Raw genomic sequence first — 19,821 nt, forward strand, 5'->3', positions numbered from 1 at the left:
CCGGCCGTGACGCCGGGAGCACGGACTCCTCCATCCGACGGCTGGTCGCACCGGGACGCGCTCCGGCGGCATGATGTGCGGGGCTGAGAACGCGTGGCTCGCGACGACCAGGCAGTGGGAGGGTCTAGGACCTCCATGCCGGCGCCGGCCCGGAACGAATCCACCGTGGGGCCAGGAGCTGACGGAACCAGTGGGGCGGCCTCCGTTACGGGGGTGGCTCGGCCTTCGGGGAATCGGCGTGGTCAGGGCGTAGCACCCGTTGGAAATCCCGTACGTCGGGGAAGGGCGGATCGCTGCCGGGCGGCAGGTCCACCTCGAAGACGTTCAGGAGCATGGCCAAGGTGGCGAAGGTGCCGAGCGCGATGACCAGTTCGACCAGGCAGCTCTCGCCGAGTTCCGCGAGGGCGGCCGCGTATGTCTCGTCGTCGGCGAAGTGCTCTACGAGGATCTGGGTGACGAACTGGTGGAGCACATCTTCGTCGGGGCGGGGGAACCGCGGTTGCTCGCCGCGGGCCAGCCGGTCCAGTGCCTCCCGGTCCACTCCCGCCGCAACGGCCTTGTCGATGTGGGCGTTCCACGAGTGCTGCGCGTCGAGGCGGCGGGCGACGATCAGCAGAGTCAACTCGCGTAGCCGGGGTACGAGTTGCGAGTCGCGCATGCAGGTTGTGGCGAGCTCTTCCAGCTTGTCGCCCGCGTGAGGGCTGTGCAGCAGCACCGCGAACGGTCCCGGCACCCCACCGCGGCGGTCCGTGATCCGCGCGTGGAGAGAGACCTGGTCCTGGGTCGGTTCAGATATCGGGGGCAGACGCATGGGGCCTCCTGGGCTTGTGCGATGTGGCGGCTGGGGTGCGAGCAAGGGCGACGGGACTCAGGCGTGCTGTTCGAACCTGGCCCTCGCGGCATCCAGGCTCGGCTTGGGCGGGACGAAGTCCAGTTGTTCGTACCCGAGTGCGGCCAGTACCTCCTCGCAGATCCGCTGGTCATCGGCGCCGGTGGCACCGGAGAAGCCGAGCCCGCCGACGACTTCGCATCCCGCTTGACGGGCACTCCGCCGTCGGTCGCCATGATCGGATACTTGCCGAGCTGGGAGAGCTCCATGAAGAGCACGGGCCTGCTGTCCGCCCAGGGCTCCAGGAGCTGGGTGGGGCAGCCCATCACGGCCGCGGTGTACGCCTTGGCGCTGGCCAGTTCGACGGTGTTGGGCCGGGTGTTCGCCGAACGACGGGCGCACAACACGAAGCCGTTGACGTCGACGACGGCGATGCCGGTCGCCTTGTCGATGGCCCGGGCGCGGACGTCACAGGCTGCGAGGATCTCGTCGGCCGCCTAGTGGTGAGCGACATGCCGGCACGGGGTCCGGCTGCGGGCAGATGTCGCCGAAGCGGCCCGCCGCGCGCACGCCCTTCCAGACACGCTGGCGCAGCGGTTGTCGCCGGCCGTGGACGCGGCGCAGGGGATGCCCTTGCAGACAGTGGCCGAGGTCAGCTAGGACACCACTCCCGTCACCTGGCCGTGCTCGGTCCGAACGGGAAGGCTGGGAGCTGTCATGTGATCACTTCCGCCAGAAGGCGGCGTACCGCTCGCCGAGACCATCGAGGAGTACGGGATAGTCGTGGTCGGCCCCTGCCACCACGTGGTACTCGTGCTCGACCCCGAGCGTGGCGAGCATCTCGTCCATCTCACGGACGACGCCGACCAGGCGCTCGTCCCGGGAGCCGACCATCAGCCGGACCTTCGAGTGGTTCCTGATCTCCGGGGAGTTGGCGAGAAGCAGCGTCCAGGGGCTGACCGCGTCGTAGTACGCCTGGTCTCCGAAGAACGTGTTGGCGACCCGCTCGTCGGGCTCCAGCGAGAGGTCTTTCAACAGGGGCGGTGCGATGGCTGACACCCGGCCGAAGATCTTGGGGTACTTGAAGCCGATGTGGAGTGCGCCGAAGCCTCCCATCGAGAAGCCCTCGATCGTTCTCGCCCACGGCCCGGGGATCGTCCGGTAGGTGGCGTCGACATGGTTGACCAGGTCGCCGGCGATCGTCTGCTCCACCGGGCGCGCGCCGTCCTTGGAGTCGACGTACCAACCGATGGGCAAGGCTTGCGGCAGCACCACGATGGTCGGCGGCATGGCGCCGACGCGGATCGCGGCGTCGATCCGCTGCACCGCGGCGCCGCCCTGGCGGGCGTTGCCGAAGCCGCCGTGCAGCCAGTAGACGACCGGGAAGCGGGCATCCGGATCGTCTTCGTAGGCGGGCGGCAGGTAGATCTGGTAGCTGCCCTGGAGCTCCCCCTTGCCGCGGTCGCGCGATCCCTGTGGGTAGAGGCCGAACCGGGTGAGCTCCTGGTCCTCCTGGACGGTGTCGATCCACTGCTGTTCGAAGACGGCGAGTTCTTCCGGGGTGTATTCCGGGATGTGCTCTGGGGTGTGTGCGGTGGGCGCGGTCATGTATGCGGTCCTTGTTCTTCACCGGTGGGGGAAATAGGGCGTGGTCTTGCAGGAAGTGGTTGTCGGTACCCGGAGGTGGGATGCCCGGGTACCGGGCTCGGTCGGCTGCGCGGTCAGAGTTCTTCGTGGGTCCCGGGATCGTGTCCGATACGGCCTCGTGGGCGGTCCGTGATCCTGGCCATATCGTCCTGCGCCAGTTCGAAGCCGAACACGTCCAGGTTCTCCAGCCGTCGCCCCGGATCACCTGATCCGGGCAGGGGGACCACACCCAGCTGCACGTGCCATCGAAGCACCACCTGGGCCGGGGTGACCTCGTGGGCGCGGGCGACGGCCAGTACAGCCGGGTCCTCGACCAGGCCGTTCCCCCGGCCGAGAGGGCTGTGGGCCACGGTGAGGATGCCGTGCTCGGCGTGCTCGGCCCGCAGGTCGTCCTGCGGGTACGCGGGGGTCCATCTCGACCTGGTTGAGCGCGGGCACCACGCCGGTCTCCCGCTCCAGCCGCCGGATGTGTGCCGCGGTGAAGTGGGACACCCTGATCGAGCGGAGCAGCTCCCCCTCACGGAGTCTGATCATCGCCCGCCAGGAGTCCGGGTAGCGGTCCAGCAGGGGCAGGGGCCAGTGGATGAGGTACAGGTCGACGTAGTCGAGGGCCAGCCGTCGGCGGGCCTGCTCGAAGGACGCGAGAGTCTCCTCGAAGCCGTGGTCCCGGCGGGGCAGCTCGGTCAGGACAGGGATCTCCTCTCGGGGGACTCCCGCGGTGGCGACGGCCAGGCCGACGCCCTGCTCGTTGTGGTGGGCGGCGCCGGTGTCGATCAGGCGGTAGCCAGCCCGCAGGGCGTGCCGGACGGCGTCCTCTGACTGTGCGTCGTCCATGGGCGCGGTGCACAGACCGATGGCGGGAACAATATGGCCATCGTTCAACGCATGAAGCGGTACAAGCGGTGCAGGGGGCATGAGAAGGACTCGATCCGCTGGATTACGCGGGTCCCGGTGACGGCGTGCCCAAGGCACTGGAGAACGTCGTGAGGCCGCGAAGGGGTGGCGATTGCGATCCTCTGGGGAGCCTGTCGCCTAACGACGTCACCCGCCGAAACACCACGGTGTTGCGGACCTGACGCTCTGCGGGCTGCTGCCCAATGGATCGGCTAACTCCATCCGAAGGCGTGGCGAATGACCGGGACACCGAACGCACACTGGGGCGAGCGAAGGAGACAAGCCGGTCGGATATGCACGGACATCTCCTTCCTTCAAGATGGTGACGCAGATCTCGTGACCGAAAAAACCGTAGCAGCAGCCTGAGCACGCGTTCAACCACGTCAGCGGTGCTTGGCTTCCACTTCGCGCATCCTTAGTTTTCGTTGCATTCCCGGCGGACTTCATTCCCGGGTACGGACAAGCGTGTCAGCCGTTATCTCTGTTGCGTCACCGGGTCGACAGACCTTCCGCCACAGTGGGAGCCACGGACGTATTCGGCAGCGCTGACCGGCAACGACCGCGCGGAGTGCGATTCCTCCGTACGGCAGGCCTCCGAACGCGTTCCCTGCGGCCGGACGTGGAACGACAAGAGCTCGAAACCCGCGCTGGCAGGAGCTGGTCTCATCCAGGCCATCGGCGAGAAGGTCCGCCGGGACGGCGGCCGGATCCGGCGGAGTCCGATCTACGCAGCGCCGCGCGAGGACATGTTCCATGTCCTGCGGCACACCTACTCCGGTGTGCAGTTGGAGGCCGGCGAGTCGGTCGTGAGCCCGTCCGTGTGGCTCGGGCACGCCTCACCGAAGATCACGCTCGACCACTACCCTCACTTCATGCCGGGTGCCGGTCGACGCGGCCTGGCCGCCATGGATTCATGGCTGGGACAGGACCAGCCGCAGATTGTCGCTGAGAAGTCCCTGGAATGTCCCTGGCCTGGGACGGGTTCCGAGGCTGGGAGAGAGTGCATTCGGCCAGGGAGCGCGCTTCCTTGAACAGGCGCACCGCCAGGTTCTGGAGACCATCCCCACACGCGCGGGGATGGTCCCCAGGGAGACATCGACGGCTTCGCGAAGAAGGTGGGCTCCCCGCACCTGCGGGAGGTGACCATACCTACGCATTACAAGACCACGAGCGATCGTGTTGTGCTGTTGTGCGGTGCCTGGTCGTGCTGCCCAGTGACGTTCTGCCTGATCAGAGGATGCGCCGCAGGTTGACCCGTACCACCCCGTGATGCACCGTCCAAAGGCGTCCGGCCACCAGGCGGCCACCGGAGGGGCGCCGCTGGCAACAAGCAGCAGCGGTAGCCAGGTTGTCGGGCTCCCACAGAACCGCGTGCGCGTCCGGCCCCGCTCCCAACAAGACAGTCCGAGGGGAACACCCTCCATCTGGAATACCCCCTTGGCCATTTCGATTGCTCCCCTTGTACCGATCACGAAGGGGGGATGCTGGTGGCCGACCTGATGCTGTTCCGGCAGAACGCCGAGGGCCAGGACGCCGAGCTTCGGGGCTCGACTGTGGCGTTGGAGGTGGAGCTGCAACGCCGGGTCGAGGCGGGGATGGAGTCGATGCTCGGGATCCGGTTCCTGGCTTCGGAGTACCAAACGGGTCCGTGGCACCGGGGTCGGATCGACACGCTCGGGCTCGACGAGAACAACACCCCCGTGGTCGTCGAGTACAAGAAGGGCGCCGACAGCGGTGTCGTGTCGCAGGCCGTCTCCTACCTGTCATGGCTGGACTCGGCGCATCACGAGTTCGAGGCCTTGGTCAAGGAGAAGCTGGGCATCGAGGCGGCCGAGGCGATCGACTGGAGGAAGCCGCGTATGGTCTGCATCGCGGCCGGCTTCTCGTACCACGATCGGGTCGCGGTGCATCGTCTGCACGAACGGATCGACCTGGTGCGCTACCGCATCTTCGACGGCGGGCTGCTGAGCCTGCTGCTGATCGAGTCCGTACCTGGTTCTCCCCGCCCCGCTCCGGCTCGTCGGCAGCCACGGGAGCGAGAAGGGGCAGCCGATGTCGGCGAGACCCGCGGGAAATCGTCGGTCCAGGCGGCCCCGGGCGTGGCTCCGGCTTGCCTGCAGGACCTGTACGTCGAGTTGGACGAGGCACTCACGGCTTGGGGCGAGGTTGAGGTCTCTCCGCTCAGGCACTACGTCGCCTACCGGCGGATGATGAATCTCGCCTCGGTGCTCTTCCGTCCGAAGCACGAGGTGATCCTGGTCTACCTCCGAATCGACCCGGACACGGTCGAGTTGGAGGAGGGCTTCTCCCGCGACATGCGCGGTATCGGCCACCTCGGGACGGGCGACCTGGAGCTACGCATCTCGTCGGCGGCCGACTTGGGGAAGGCGAGCCCTCTGATCCGACGGGCTTTCGAGACAGCCTGACGCTCAATTGGCTGTGCCGACTCCTGGGATTACCGCAGGCGGCTGAGTGCTACGTGGTGTACCGCTTGATCACGTCCTGGGCGATCCGCGAGCTCCACCCGTCCTAGCGCGCGGCGGCACTGACGGCATACAGCGTCTCGGTGCGCGTCAGTGACCTACCGCTTCAGTGTCGCCGGCGGCCTCATCCGCAGGCGTCGGGTCGCTTTGTCGGTCGGAGGCCAGAGCCTGCAGGCTGATGGTCTCGCCACAGACGATGTACGTGTTCAACGCACAGAGGTTGGCGATCTCGATCGCGACATTCGCGTGAACCGCCTTGTTCGTCATCTTGTCGATGGCAGTGAACCGTTCGTACAAGCCTGCGACAATGGCGTCGAGGAGAGCCCGATCGGAGTCGCTGCTGACAGCCTGCCTGATAAACACGGACAGGCGATTTCGGTGTTTGGAGTCATCGAGGACCAGTCCTTCTGCCGACCGCTCGTCACGGGCCGGGAACACATGGTCGACGACGGCTTTCAGGATGCGGCGGCACGTGGTGATCGCCTGGGACAGCTCTTCGGTGACGTCACGATCGGGTGCGCTGTCGGCTGCCTCCTGGAGGCGACGGTAGACGGCGCTGAACTGCTGCAGCAGTTCAGGCACTCCGTCGGCAAGGAGCGCGTCGACCTTGACGCGGTAGCCGTCGAAGATGGACTCGTTGATGGTGCTGTAGTCGAAACGGCGCTCCCAAGAACACAGCAAGGCGAACGTCAAGTGCCGGGTCCGGGCGACGATCCGCGTCTTCCGCTGGCGAGTCTTCAGATCAATGTCGTAATCGAGCCGCTCGCCACTCTCCTTCAGAGCTCCAAATTCGTTGTCCCAGAACTCCAACTCAGCAAGTGAGTGCGGGGCGATGTTGTCGCTGCCATCGATCTTTCTGTCGTTCATCCACGCCGTGACGGCCTTCTCTGCTGGCCCCGTCATCGACCCCCAGGTTGATGGATCTTGCATGAGCATGCGGGAGATCTCACCGTTTGTCTCGCGATCCCCACCCGTAGGCTTGAGATCGAACGAAAGTCGAATCGCGTACTTGGTGTCACCCACCAGGTTCGCGATGCGCACAGCACGACGGACCGACACCTCCAACGGGGCATCGTCGAACTCGTCCAGTGCTTTCCGGACGAGCCGCAGAACGTGATCGCTTGTTGCCATGACAGAAGCCTAGGGCTCCCGGCGCGGCGGACAAACCGCATTACCTAGGTGCCATCCATGGCCAATTCGTCCCGGCCGTCACTCAGTTCTGGTATCGACCTCACCGGTGCGTCTCGGTGTGGTGCGCCACTCCAGCGGCACTCAGCACCTTGTCGCTGTCGGAGCCTGCCGGAATCCGGCGGCAATCTCAGGGTGACGTGCGGGCACGGTATTGGGGCCCACGCGGACGTAGTACTCCGGGCGTTGTCCGTTGCGGTAGGCGTACATCTGCCCCCCGCTGGCGACTTCGATAGCCAGGATCGTCTTGCCCTCGTGGTCGATTAGGCTCGGCTCGTAGGGCGGCATTGGCTCCAAGTTGTCGCGGATCATGCCTACGACCTCGAGAAGCTGCTTATCGAAGTTGGGCTTCTCAGGCAGACCTACGATCTGCAAGTCGTCTTGGACGCCGATCAGGACAGTACCGCCGTCCCGCGATGCGAAGGCTGCGATGGTCTTGAGCATCTTCTTGCGCGAGTCACCTTCCGGCACCTCTCGTTTGCACTCCAGGTGCTGCCCCTCTCCGTTCGCCAGGAGGATCTCAAGCTCAGGGCCGGGCTGCTCCCAGACAACCGACGCATCGCGGGCGTGCCCATACGTAGGAGCCGGGAAGCTGCGCCAGTCCAGCCACTGGTCCTCGCGGCGGAGCATCAACAGGCTGTCGTGCACGAGCCCTTGCGGCAGTTCGAAGCTGAGGGTGCCAGCGCCGTCGACAGGCTGAACGTGGTTTCCCGACGCCCAGCTCAGCTCCAGGACCGCACCATCCAGAACCTCACCGTCGATGACGGCCGTCAGTAGGTCAGGCCCGATGGTGATCTGTGACAACCAGCCCGCCCGCTGCGGCAAGGCGATACGCCACAGGTCTACATGGCTCGCGTTGCTGTCGTGGGAGCGCTGATAGAGGAAGGCGCTGAGAGCCTGATCGAAGTTCAGGAAAGAGGGACCGTCCCCGACCAGCAGGTCGTAGCCGGGCTGGAGGGCGTTGGCGTCCCGGTTGATGGTCCACTCGGTGCGCGGCCACGGCGTGGTCACCCGGCCCCACTCTTGCTGACCACGCAGCCGATAAATGGAGGCGCTGGCGGACGGCGGGTCGAGGCAAACCACATGGAGGCCGCGAACGTCCTGCTCCTCGCCCCGCAGCAGCGCGGCGACCGTCGAGCCTGGCAGACGCGCTTCTAGAAAGGTCGCCGTGCTGTAGCGCCAGGCTCGCTCCGTCACTGGGGTGTCGTCGTCAAAGGTGACCTGAGCATGGTGCAGTTGCCACCGTTGTGCGTCCGCGATCAGTGCCAGACGGACGTTCACTGTGGTGTGCTCGCCGAGCATCGCCACCAACGCGGCCGTATCCGTTTGCCTGTTGCTCGCCATGCCCGGCTCCGATCTCTAAATCGCGTGCGGAGTCCGGACCATGCGCATCGTCACGGCCCATGCTCCACAGCAGGCTACGCCGGAGGTAAACGAACGGGAGGCACGCCAGCAGTTGGGCTCCCCTGCCAGTTGAAAGCCGTACATGACCGCCCCGGAGAACCTTCCTGCAGGAAAAGCAGCGCACCAAGGGGCGGGGCAATCGCTTGCCCCTCGCTGGCCTAGCGTCGCCGGGAGAGCGCTGGCAGGAGATGCTGACTGTCGGCGGCCGCAAACCGATGCCGGACTGGCGGGTGGGCAAGCGGACCTTCGTTTGGCGGCACGGCTCCCACCCCCTACGCATCCACTCGGAACGCAGATCTGATATCCATGAAGCGTTCCTCAAACTCACCTGTTACCTCATCACCCATCGGTATATCGGATCATATTATTAGGCGTTGTTAGTGGGTTCGTTCGTGTGGGTGATGACGGGTTGCGTAGTCGTTGGCAATTCGTGCCAGTTCGTAGACAGGAGGGCACGTGTATCCCACAATACGCGGGGCGGGCATCACTGCTCGCGGACTTCGGAACGGGGACACCGGACGATGCCGCAGACCATTCGGAAGTACTGGGGGCCGTTCCAGGGACGGGTGACGCTGAACTTCAACTGGGGCGCCATCAATCACGACTCAGTAGTGATCGTCACCGCGTCGGAGTACCTGGTGAGCACGCCGCCGGACGCCGAGCACCGCTTCATCGGCGCGGCATCCATCACGGCGGAGAACATCGCTCCGCACGGGCCGCCCTACGACCCCAACCACGGTGTCACCTTCGTCGTGAACGTCGACTGGGGTGCACCGCTGACCATTGTCACCGACATCACCGTTCTCGACAGCCCGCCAGTCGAGGTGGACTTCTAGCACCGGGACGGGGATGCCACCGATGCCGCAGACCATTCGGAAGTACTGGGGTGCCTTCAATGGCCGGGTCACCCTGAACTACAACTGGGGCGCCATCGATCACGACTCGGTCGTGATCGTCACCGTGTCGGAGTACACGCCGGAGAAGGTGCGCTTCATCGGCGCGGCGTCCATCACAGTCGAGAACATCGCTCCGCACGGACCGCCCTACGACCCCAACCACGGTGTCACCTTCGTCGTGAACGTCGACTGGGGTGCACCGCTGACCATTGTCACCGACATCACGGTCCTGGATGCCAAGCCTCTTGAGACCCAGACCTATGTGCCCGATGTCAGCCACAACCTCGGTATGCGGATGCAGTACCAGGAGAGCAACGAATGGTGCTGGATCGCTGCGGGCACCAGCGTCAACCATTTCTACAACCCGGCGAGCACCTGGACTCAGTGCCAAGTCATGACGGAGATCGGGCACAAGATCAATGGGTTTCCAGCGGACACCGGGGCCTGCCCGACCCAGACAGCCCTCAACGACAACCCGGTGCTCGCCAACCGCTACGCGGACCCCTACAGCAGCGACGCCCTGTACGTCCTCGACGACCCCCGCCTCGGGGTCGACCGACGCTATCTCAAGTCCGGCGGCGTGACAGACGCTCTCAAGACAGTCGGCAACTACGCCAGCTACCAGCCCGCCAGCCTGGCCCTCTCGCAGATCGCCGGCGAGATCAATGCCGGCCGCCCAGCCGTCGCCGATATCACCTGGAACTCCGGAGGCTCGCACTCCCTCGTCATCGCCGGGGTGCAGGGCGAAGGATTGTTGATCCTCGACCCCGTCAACGGCCAATCCCTCGTCGAGTTCGGGGCCTTCCCACTCACCTATTTCGGCGGCGCGGTCCTGGACGGCTACGCATTCACCAAAAGGTAGCGCGTGGCCCTGCTCACCAATATCTTCCCCCGCCACCTAGACCTGCGCACCTACTTACAACGCCTAGCATTACAAGCAGAGTTGTCGGTGGGTGATGAAGCAGCAGGCGAGTTCGCGGAACGCTTCGTGGATATCAGATCTGCGTTCCCCGGATGCGCAAGCGGCGGAAGCCGTGCAGCCAGGCGAAGGCCCGCTCGGCCACCCACCGGTAGGTGCCCAATCCGGTGCCGTGCCACGGCGGGCGATGATCGGCACGATGCCGCGGGCGCGGACCTGGTCGCGGTAGATGTCGTGGTCGTAGCTGCGGTAAGCGAAGAGGGAATCGACCACGCGGCGGACCCGCGCAGCACCCCCGGTCCGGCAACGGTTTACGGCCCGGAGTACCGGAACCTGCGCCGCCGACGTCGTCGTCACCATGGGCTGCGGCGACGCCTGCCCGGTCCTCCCCGGCACGCGGTACCTCGACTGGACCCTGGACGACCCCGCCGGCCAGACCATCGACGATGTCCGCCCCATCCGCAACGAGATCGAGCGCCAGGTCCGCGGGCTCCTCGACAACCTCGGGGTAGCGGCACAGCACCGAAGCTCGCGCGGGGCGTTCGGAGGACCTCCACTACGGCTCGGACTCAGGGCCTCCTCCGGCAGACGACAGCAGCACAGATCTGCACCTTCAGGGTCTTGCCGGGGCTGACGGCCTGTTCAGACAGATTCCTGTAGACGCAAAAGACCCGTCAACTCCTCGAAGTTCTCCGCGATCTGCACCCACGTCAAACCTCTCGGGTACAGAACTCGTGGAGATGCGAGTGATTCTCGGTAGTCCAACACGATGGGCATCGAGGGACCGAGATCCGCGATCACTAGCGACATCTCAACGAGTATTCCCAGATTGCCCTCTGTGATCGGCCGGGATGGTCCAGCGTTCTCCGGTTCCGCATGCCATACGCGGTTTTCACCGATGAGCATGCGCTCGCCGTAGAAGCACGGCTGCTCCGGATCTTCCCCGAAGATCTCGCGGAGAATATCCTCCCCCGGAGGCGCCCATCTCCCTGCCCTGATCAGCGCGATCAACTGCCGAGGGACCGGTAGCCCACCAATGACGACCTCGTCCTCCATATTCACCCCCTCGCCCCAAGTCCTGTGATGCTCTCCAGCAGGTCAAGGATCGGCTGGCGGTACTCGTTCGGCGCCTCAAGTTCTCCGTGATTCATGGCGTTGACGCCCAGGGATTTCCACGTCACCCTCAGCCCGTCCTCTGTGATGATGGCGGTGAAGGCGACAGTGTCTTCGGCGCGCCCAAAGACATCTTTGTTGATCATATTGTGTCCGCCGTTACGCACCACCAGAGCGGGTGGGACCTCGCCACTCAGCTTGGCCACAAGTTTGCCGGTGGACGGGCTGTAAATGCCACTGAACGCTTCACCCACATCCCTTGCCCCGACCGAGGCCGCATTCTGTTGGAGCGTCTGTTCCGTGCTGATGATGCGGTTTCCGGCTACGTCGGGCGTCGCCCCGCCGACCACGGCACGCGGTTCGCCCAGTCCACCGCGGCCAAGTCCGCTGAGAGCGCCGCCGAGTGCTCCGAGGAGCAGGTCGCCCGGGGTGGTGGGTTCGCACAGGGCGTTGTCGAAGGCCCAGGTGTAGGCCGCGCCCACGCCCGCGTTGACGGTGGCCGAGGTGACCGTGGCGGCGGTGCTGCCTTCTTCCAGGCCGAGGAGGTCTGCGGCTGCCGCGCCGGTCGCGGGCATGAGGAGTCCGGCGCCGAAGCCGTACAGCGCGCCCTTGCCGGCGGCGGTGCCGAAGCCGCTCCAGCTGAAGTCGTGGGGGTGGCTGAGGGAGTAGCTGATGCCGCCGAAGACTCCGCCGACGATGCCGCCGACGGCGGCGCTGACGCATTCGGGGCAGGCGCCGGAGGGGTCGGTGAGGGTGGTCGGGTCGTCGTCGGTGTAGGCGTAGGAGGACGTAGACGGTTCAGCGACGGAGCTCGGGGCGGGGTCGGTGCTGGTGAAGCGGCCAGTGCTGGGATCGTAGGTGCGGGCCCGTAGTTGGTAGCCGAGGGCGGTGCCGGCGGGGTCCTGGTACTGGCCGGTGTAGGCGAAGGGGTTGGCGGGTGCGCCGGTGACCAGGGTGGTGGCCGTGGTGGTGCCGTATGCGTCGTAGCTGTACTTGGTCTGGTCGACTCCGGCCGAGCTGGTGAGGTCGGTGATGGAGCCGGACAGGTCGTGGTGGTCGTAGTAGGTGCCGGCGCTGGTGCGCAGGGTCTGGGGTTCGCCCAGGGCGTCGTAGCGGTAGTCGCCGATGAGCGTGCCGGAGCCGCTGGTCTCGTCCGCGACCTGGGGCAGCGGGTTGTTCACATCCCAGTAAGTGGTGCGGGAGAGCGTGCCGTTGGTCTTGGTGGTGGTCCGGTTGCCGGCCGCGTCGTAGGTGTAGGTGTACGCGGTGGAGCCGACGGTGGCGCCGGAGAGCTGGCTCGCCGCGTTGTACTTGTAGGTCGTGGTGCCCGCGGAGGTCTGGTCGCCGTCGGCGTCGTAGGCGTAGGCGGTGGTGGTCGAGCCGGTGACGGCTTTGGTCAGTTCGTCGGCGGCGTCATAGGTGTAGCCCGTGCCGGCGGTACCGGTCGCCTTGGTGAGGCGGTTGCCGGCCTTGTCGTAGGTGTAGGTGGTCTTCGAGGAGCCGGTGGGGCAGCCGGTGGAGCCGGAGGGGGCGGTGCACTCCGAGAGCAGGCGGCCGTTGGTGTCGTAGCTGTAGCCGGTCGGCGGCTGTGCGGTGCCGGCGCGGGTGGACGTCACCGTCGACGGAGAGCCGTTCGCGTCCCGCGTGGCCGACCAACTCGCCAGCGTGCTGGTGGAGTTGGCCGAGGCGATGGTCGCCAGATGGCCCGCACCGTCGTAAGTGCGGCTCTCCGTATAGCCGTTGGCGGTCGGGAGTGTGGTGGTGGTGAGGTTCCCGGCCACGTCGTAGGCGTATTTGGTGGTGGCCGAGTTGGCGGTCTGGGCGGTGACCTCGTCGTCGGCGTTGTAGGTGAAGGTGGCCTGGTAACCGTCCGGATTGGTGCGCGCCGTCACGTCGTTGTCGGCGTCGTAGGTGTAGGTGAACGGCGTGCTGCTGCCGGGAGCGGAGAGGGTGAGCAGCCGCCCCGCGGTGTCGTACGTGGCGGTGCGGCTGCCGGTGGCGTCGGTGATACCGGTGACCTGGCCGGCCGCGTCGTGGGTGTAGGAGACGGCGGTGGTGCCGTCGCTGTAGGTCCGGCCGGTCGGCAGGCCGCGGCCGTCATAGGCGGTGGTGACGGTCTGGCCGCGGGCGTTGGTCGTGGTGGTCGGGTCGCCGTCGGCGTCGTAGGCCTGGCTGTCGACGCGGCCGAGCGGGTCGGTGGTCTTGTTCAGGCGGTGGTCGGCGTCATAGGTGTACGCCGTCGCATGACCGTCGGCGTCGGTGCGGCCGGTGATGTCGCCGAAGGCGTCGTAGGTGTACGCGCTCACCCCGGTGTCGGGTGCCGTGACGGTGGTGAGGTTGTCGTCGGCGTCGTAGGCGTAGGCAGTGGAGTTGCCGCGGCCGTCGGTCGTGGAGGCGATGTTGCCGTCCGCGTCGTAGGAGCGGTGGGTGGCGGCGCCGGTCGGGTCGGTGACGGTGACCGGGTTGCCGGCCTGGTCGTAGCCGTAACTCCAGGTGTAGGCCGCCGCGTTGGCGCCGGAGACGTTGCCCCGGGGGTCGGTGGCGGTGATACGGCGGCCGTCGTCGTCGACCGTGTAGGTCGTCACCGCGCCCAACGGTGAGGTGACGGAGGTCAGATCGTGGTCGGCGTCGTAGCCGTAACTGGTGGAGTAGGAGCGCCTGTCGGTGATCTTCGTGACCCGGTTGGTCTTGTCGTAGGTCCAACTGACGCTCTGGCTCAGCGGGTTGGTCACCTTCGTGGTGTTGTCATCGTCGTCGTAGGTGTAGGCGGTCGCCCTGCCGAGCGGGTCGGTGACCTTGACGGGCCGCTGGTCGGCGTCGTATGCGGTGGCGGTGGTCGCACCGGTCGGGTCGGTGACGGTGAGCCGGTCGCCCGCGCTGTCGTAGCCGTAACTCCACGTGTACGAGGCCGGGTTGGCGCCGGAGACGTTGCCGCGCGGGGTGATCGTGCTCAGCAGATGGCCGGCCTTGTCGTAGCCGTAACTCGTGGTGGCGCCCAGCGGATCCGTGACCGAGGCGACCAGACCGGCCGAGTTGTAGACACGGGCGGTGCTCTTGCCCGCCGCGTCCTTCACGGACGTCAGCCGGTTCGCGGCGTCGTGGACGTAGCTCGTGGCCGCGCCGAGGGGATCGGTGACGGAGGTCAGGTTGTGCGCCGCGTCGTAGGCGTACGACGTCTTCTTGCCGCGCGGGTCGGTGACCGAGGTGACGTCGTCCGCGGCGTCGTAGGTGTAGGCGGTGCTGTCGCCGAGCGGGTCGGCACTGGTCAGCTGTCTGCCGGACGCGTCGTAGGTGTAGTTGGTCTGCTCGTTCAGCGGCGAGGTGACGGAGGTGAGGTCTCCGGCCGTGTCATAGCCGTACGACGTCTTCTTGCCGCGCGCTGTCGTCACCGAGGAGGCAAGACCCGCCGCCGTGTACGTCAGGTTGGTCACCCCGCCGGCGGGGTCCGTGATCGACGTCAGGCGGCCCGAAGTGTCGTAGCCGTACGACGTCTTGTCCGAGCGGCCGTCGGTGTAGGTCGCGACGTTGCCGGACGTGTAGGTCCACTTCTCCGTCACATTCGGTGTGACACGGGTGAGTTGGTGGCCCGTGGCGTCGTAGGTGGAGGTGGTGTGGTCGCCGAGCGGGTCGAGGACCGAGGTGCGGTTGCCGTAACCGTCGTAGCCGAAGTACGTCCGGTTGCCGAAGGGGTCGTAACGGGCCGTCAGCAGCCCGCCAGCGTACAGGTCGCTCCAGACGCCCCCGTCCGGGGCGGTGATGTCCGTCTCCCCGGTCCGGTACACGAACGTGGTGGCCGCACCGATGGCGTCCGTCTGGGTGAGGACGCGCCCGGAGGAGTCGTAGTCGTTCCTCACCACGTCATGACCGAGCGGATCGCTGATCTTCGAGAGCCGACCGCCGGTGTCGTAGGTGTAGGTGGTGGTGCCGCCGTCGAGACCCGTGACCGTCGTCAACCGGCCCGCGGAATAGGCGTAGTCCACGTGCCGGCCATCCGCCAGCGTGACCCGGCTGAGGGTGCCACCGCTGTACGACAGGCTCACCGCACGCCCGGCGGAGTCCGTCACGGTCGTCAACTGCCCGCCGGAGTAGGCGAATGCGAGCCCCTGCCCCGAACGGTCCTTCCTGCCGGTGAGCAGCCCCGCCGAACTGAACGTCAGCGCCTGGCCGTCCAGCGTGGTCAGCGTGTAACCGCCGCCGGAGACCGCCGCGAGGGTCGAGCGGGCCAGCAGGGGTGTGGTGAAGGTGCCGGTGGAGGTCTTGGCGTAGGTGAAGGTGGCGCCGTTCTCGTCGCGGACCGTGACGTCACCGTTCGCGGCCACCGCGAGGGAGGTCTCCCAGGGCAGGGTCCAGCCGGTGCCCAGGGCGCCCGAAGTCGCGTCATTGGACGAGTAGTTGCGCGACAGCGTGAACGGTACGCCGGGGGCGGCCACGGTCGTGTCGGTGAACGCCTCGGAGAAAGCACCGGTCGCCGAGTTCACCGGGTCGCAGTCCAGCGCCTGCGGCCGGGCGGCACCGGAGGCCGTGCCGCCGCAGCGGCCACCGTAGGTCTGGGCGGCCTGGAGGGAGGGGAAGGTGTAGGCGTTGACCGTGGTCCCACCGGACGTGCCGCCCGTGTCCGTCACAGTGCCGACCACGTCCAGGCTGATGTACTTGCCTCCGCCGGCGGGGCAGTCCTGCGGCACCGTGTACGTCTCGTACACCCGGGGCGGGGTCGGCGTCGGACCGCCGTTGGTGGTGTTGAGCTGGGTGAAGGTGGAGGGCGCGGTGACGACTTGGCCGTCGTCGAGGGTGATGTTCGCGCCACAGCCGGAGAGCTCCCAGGTGACATGCACCGTCGCGGTCACATTGAGATAGGTGCCGCTCGTCGAGTCGTAGTCGTCGACCGAGTTCCAGATGTCCGCGCCCAGCGTCAGCGTTTCGCCCGGGACCACCACACCCATGTTGAAAGAACCCGGTGAGACTTCCAGGTCGGCCCAGGCCCGCGGATCACCGCCCGGCCCCGCTATCACCACGTTGTCCGGCACGCCCCAGACGCTGGTGGCTGCAACCGCGTCCGGGTGTACGGCAGTTGTCGCGGCGGCGCCGTGTGCCGAGGCGGTCTTACGCGCCTTGTCGGTCTCTGTGCGCAGCGCGGTGGAGCTGGGGCGCGATCCCCGCAGGGACACAACGGACGTGGCACGCACGCCGGTTGAGCGATCGTGCGCGACTTCGGTGCGGCGCTGCGCGAGCGTCATCGCATGCTGCGGCTCGACGGGTCTCGGCTTCGTCGTCGGCTTCGCGGTCGTCGTCGACTTCGCCGTGGAGGAGACTGCGCTGCCCGAGGCCGGCGCGGCCACCGCCACAACCGGGGCGGCGGAGGTCAGACCCCAGAGGAGAGCGAACACCACCCCGGATCCGAGCAGCCTGAATCGACCTCTGTTCATGACACAGCCCCCTTGGCACGAAACATCGTGACACCGCGACACTCAGCCGGTCATGAACATGCCGCACCACGCATGGTTTCCCGCCCCGGCGCGGAGGGGCAACGTCCACTTCCCAGGCTCGTACGCGAGGGACCCCATCAAGCCAGATAGACGGGTGGTGCGGAAAGGGCAGCTTGTCACCATTATTTTCTGTGCAACACCTGTGACGCCGGAGGCTTTCTTTGCTCTCCGTTTATGGCCTTCACTATGAGTTGACCGTGAGATTTCGAAACAACGGGTATTCCAAAAGGCACCCGTAACTCGTGCGCACACCGATGCAGTTGTGGTCGATCCCCTACTTGTCTCGAAGCTGTCTGCCGCAACGCCGTCCCCTCAGGCACCTCGGCGAGACGCGACGTCATCCTGTGGACACGACCTTGCTCGACGACCTGTAGCCGGATCTGCAACCCCCACACCCGCCGAGGGAGCGGCCGGAGCTTTGCAGTTCCGGCCACCCGTCAGTACGTGGGCCGCGAAGTCGGTGTTGAGATCTCATATTCATTCCTCCGGCCCCGCCAGGACGAAGTCCTCCTGGGTCAGCTCCGCTCGGAGCCTTCGCTCGGCCACATCGGCGTAGTGCGAGGACAGCTCGACGCCGACGAACCGCCGGCCCTCGCGCAGGGCGGCGACGCCTGTCGAGCCGCTGCCGGTGAACGGGTCGAGGACGGCGCCTCCCTCGGGGCAGATCTGCACGAGCTGCTGCATCACTTCGACCGGCTTCTGGGTAATGTGGACTCGGTCCTTACGGGGCTGGGAGGCGATGAAATGCCCGGGCAGGTACAGGTCGCGATCCTTCGCCAGGCTGCCCTTGACGCCCCAGGTGATGAACTCGGACGACTGCTTGAACCCGCCCTTGCGAGGCCGGCTGGCGGGCTTGATCCACGGGATGGTGCCGCTCCAGGTCCAGCCCGCCATCTGCAGGGCGTCGGACGTGGTCGGCTCCTGGCGCCAGTCCGAGAAGACGACGGCGACCGCGTGCTCGGTGGAGGCCCGGTACGCCTCGGTGAGCAGGGCGGTCAGCCAGCTCCGGTAGCTCCTCTGGTCTCGGTTCTCCCCGGGGAAGTTCTGCAGGTCGTGGGCACTGTTGCTGGTGACGTACTTGGCGCGTGCGGTACGGCCGGTGCGGTCCGAACTCGTGCGTCCGCCGGAGTTGTACGGCGGGTCGGTGATGACGGCGTTGACGCTCTCGTCCGGGAGGGTCTTCAGCACGGTGAGGGCGTCGCCTCGGTGCAGCGTGTAGCTCATGTGCGGGGCCTCTTTCAGGGCACGGCGGGACTCGGCCCACTCCGGACCGCGCTCAACAGCGGTCGTCCGGGGCGGGGTTGCGCCGGACGGTAGCCCCGTTTTCCGGCCGTACCCAATGAACCGTTTCGGGCTCCAGGTTCGGGGCCGAGAGCCGTTTGGTACGGCCGGAATCCCCGTCTACTGTCTCGCCAAGTCACCGGGCCAGAGCCTCGCTCCTCCCCCACTGACCGGTGCTTATCCGTGCCATCTCGTCCAACAGAGTTACACGGACGGCGAGTTGACCCCTGCGTTCCGGAAGCCGTAAGGAGGCCGCGTGTACTGCCTGAGATTACGAGCGCGGCCGGCTGCCGCGCGTGACCCGAGACCGGCGTCCGGGAGCTACCAACTCCCCTGACCCGGGCCCGCCCTGAGAGGCGGATTCACATCGACGCGGTGCCGACGGCCTTGCACGAGAAGTCGGCAACCGCGCCTCCTGCGAACCACGAGGAGCCGCTGCGATGCAGCATGCCCTGATACCCCCGCGTCCCGACCCAGTACCGCTGCCCGGCCGACATCACCGTCTTGGTGAACGGCGGCGGTGATGAAGAAGACCACCGGGGCCGTCGTCGGTCTCATCGGGTCCGGTTCGCTGCTGCTGACCGTTCCGATCCTCGCCGTCGGCGCCGGGAGCGCTTCGGCCTCCTGCTCGACCGGCGGCGCACAGGCTGTGAATACCACGGCCGTTGCCGCTCAGGTGAAGGCGATCCTGGACGGCGACACCAAGGAGACCGTCTCCGTGGCGGGGCTGGACGATCCGGCCGAGCAGGTACCCAACGCCAAGACGATCCAGGCCACCGGCGTCGCGATGAACATCCCGGCCCGCGGGCAGATCGTAGCCCTGGCGACCGCCCTGCAGGAGAGCCGCCTGCGCAACCTCACCTACGGCGACCGCGATTCGCTGGGGCTGTTCCAGCAGCGTCCGTCGCAGGGCTGGGGCACCGCCAACGAGATCCTCGACCCGGTACACGCCTCGACCAAGTTCTACGAGGCCCTGGAGAAGGTCCCGGGCTGGCAGTCCCTGTCCATCACCCAGGCCGCCCAGGCGGTGCAGAGGTCCGGGTTCCGGGATGCCTACGCCAAGTGGGAGCCCCTGGCCACCTCCTTGCAGCAGGCCATCGCGCCCCTGCTGCCGACGGCCAGCGGCGCGTCGGCGAGCGCGTCGGTGTCCGGCTCGGCCGACACCGGCAGCAATTCGACGACTACCGCGGGCAGTTGTACGGCCGACGGAGACGGTACCGACTTCGGAACCATCCCCGTCGGCGCGGTGCCGGCCGGATACAAGATCCCCGCCGACGCTCCGGCGAAGGTCCGGACAGCGATCCGCTGGGCACTGGGTCAGCTCAACACGCCGTATCAGTGGGGCGGAAACTGCACCAACTCTCACGGGTCGAACCCCATGGGCCGCTGCGACTGCTCCTCCCTGATGCAGCAGTCGTACAAGGCCGCCGGGCTCACCCTGACCAGGACGACGTACACGCAGGTCAAGGAGGGCACGGCGGTATCCGTCGACGCTCTTGAGCCGGGTGACCTCGTCTTCACCGAGGGGACGGCCCAAGTCCCCGAGCACGTCGGCATGTTCATCGGCCAGGGCCTGATCATCAACGCCCCGCACACCGGTGACGTGGTCCGTATCGCGACCCTCGCGTCCTGGAAGCCGCAGATTCTCGCGGCCCGCCGAGTCGCCTGACCGGCGCTCCCCCTC

At 66.9% G+C, this 19,821-nt stretch carries 11 protein-coding genes and 3 pseudogenes; 4 read left to right on the forward strand and 10 right to left on the reverse strand.

All coding sequences use genetic code 11. The features are described from left to right. Nucleotides 1-205: 205 nt before the first annotated feature. The 4 genes and pseudogenes from OG504_RS03455 to OG504_RS03470 all read right to left on the reverse strand — a co-directional run bounded on the left by OG504_RS03455 (nt 206) and on the right by OG504_RS03470 (nt 3,391). Nucleotides 206-811 (reverse strand): carboxymuconolactone decarboxylase family protein, encoded by a 606-nt coding sequence (locus tag OG504_RS03455; protein WP_405988351.1) that lies wholly within the window; start codon nt 809-811, stop codon nt 206-208. A 278-nt stretch (nt 812-1,089) separates the two neighbouring features. Further along, nucleotides 1,090-1,314: pseudogene (locus OG504_RS03460) on the reverse strand (heme-binding protein); the annotation flags it as partial. A 238-nt stretch (nt 1,315-1,552) separates the two neighbouring features. Continuing rightward, nucleotides 1,553-2,437, reverse strand: coding sequence for an alpha/beta hydrolase-fold protein (locus tag OG504_RS03465; protein ID WP_329257879.1), 885 nt, complete (start codon nt 2,435-2,437; stop codon nt 1,553-1,555). Between the two features lie 113 nt (nt 2,438-2,550). Continuing rightward, nucleotides 2,551-3,391: pseudogene (locus OG504_RS03470) on the reverse strand (aldo/keto reductase). 1,466 nt (nt 3,392-4,857) lie between these two features. On the opposite strand from OG504_RS03470, the gene OG504_RS03475 reads away from it, so the two are divergent. Further along, entirely contained in the window at nt 4,858-5,796 is a 939-nt protein-coding gene (locus tag OG504_RS03475) for a DUF5655 domain-containing protein (protein ID WP_405996240.1), read from the forward strand. Between the two features lie 147 nt (nt 5,797-5,943). On the opposite strand, the gene OG504_RS03480 is transcribed toward OG504_RS03475, so the two are convergent. Next, nucleotides 5,944-6,984 (reverse strand): hypothetical protein, encoded by a 1,041-nt coding sequence (locus tag OG504_RS03480; protein ID WP_405988352.1) that lies wholly within the window; start codon nt 6,982-6,984, stop codon nt 5,944-5,946. A 141-nt stretch (nt 6,985-7,125) separates the two neighbouring features. Further along, nucleotides 7,126-8,385, reverse strand: coding sequence for a helix-turn-helix domain-containing protein (locus tag OG504_RS03485; protein WP_405988353.1), 1,260 nt, complete (start codon nt 8,383-8,385; stop codon nt 7,126-7,128). Nucleotides 8,386-8,966: 581 nt separating this feature from the next. Here OG504_RS03485 and OG504_RS03490 point away from each other — a divergent pair. Then, nucleotides 8,967-9,281 (forward strand): hypothetical protein, encoded by a 315-nt coding sequence (locus OG504_RS03490; protein WP_405988354.1) that lies wholly within the window; start codon nt 8,967-8,969, stop codon nt 9,279-9,281. A 13-nt stretch (nt 9,282-9,294) separates the two neighbouring features. Continuing rightward, nucleotides 9,295-10,203 (forward strand): hypothetical protein, encoded by a 909-nt coding sequence (locus OG504_RS03495; RefSeq protein WP_405988355.1) that lies wholly within the window; start codon nt 9,295-9,297, stop codon nt 10,201-10,203. A 69-nt stretch (nt 10,204-10,272) separates the two neighbouring features. Here OG504_RS03495 and OG504_RS03500 read toward each other — a convergent pair. The 4 genes and pseudogenes from OG504_RS03500 to OG504_RS03515 form a co-directional block, all read right to left on the reverse strand. Next, nucleotides 10,273-10,521: pseudogene (locus tag OG504_RS03500) on the reverse strand (IS5/IS1182 family transposase); the annotation flags it as partial. A 381-nt stretch (nt 10,522-10,902) separates the two neighbouring features. Next, nucleotides 10,903-11,316, reverse strand: coding sequence for a hypothetical protein (locus tag OG504_RS03505; RefSeq protein WP_405988356.1), 414 nt, complete (start codon nt 11,314-11,316; stop codon nt 10,903-10,905). 2 nt (nt 11,317-11,318) lie between these two features. Further along, nucleotides 11,319-16,796, reverse strand: coding sequence for a DUF6531 domain-containing protein (locus OG504_RS03510; protein ID WP_405988357.1), 5,478 nt, complete (start codon nt 16,794-16,796; stop codon nt 11,319-11,321). Between the two features lie 537 nt (nt 16,797-17,333). Continuing rightward, on the reverse strand, nt 17,334-18,080 hold the full coding sequence (locus tag OG504_RS03515) for a DNA-methyltransferase (RefSeq protein WP_405988358.1): 747 nt from the start codon (nt 18,078-18,080) through the stop codon (nt 17,334-17,336). Between the two features lie 580 nt (nt 18,081-18,660). On the opposite strand from OG504_RS03515, the gene OG504_RS03520 reads away from it, so the two are divergent. Next, a complete protein-coding gene (locus OG504_RS03520) occupies nt 18,661-19,806 on the forward strand; it encodes a C40 family peptidase (protein ID WP_405988359.1) in 1,146 nt (381 codons plus the stop codon). The last annotated feature ends 15 nt before the right edge of the window (nt 19,807-19,821 follow it).

This window comes from Streptomyces sp. NBC_00986 (genome assembly GCF_045162565.1).
Lineage (GTDB): Bacteria > Actinomycetota > Actinomycetes > Streptomycetales > Streptomycetaceae > Streptomyces.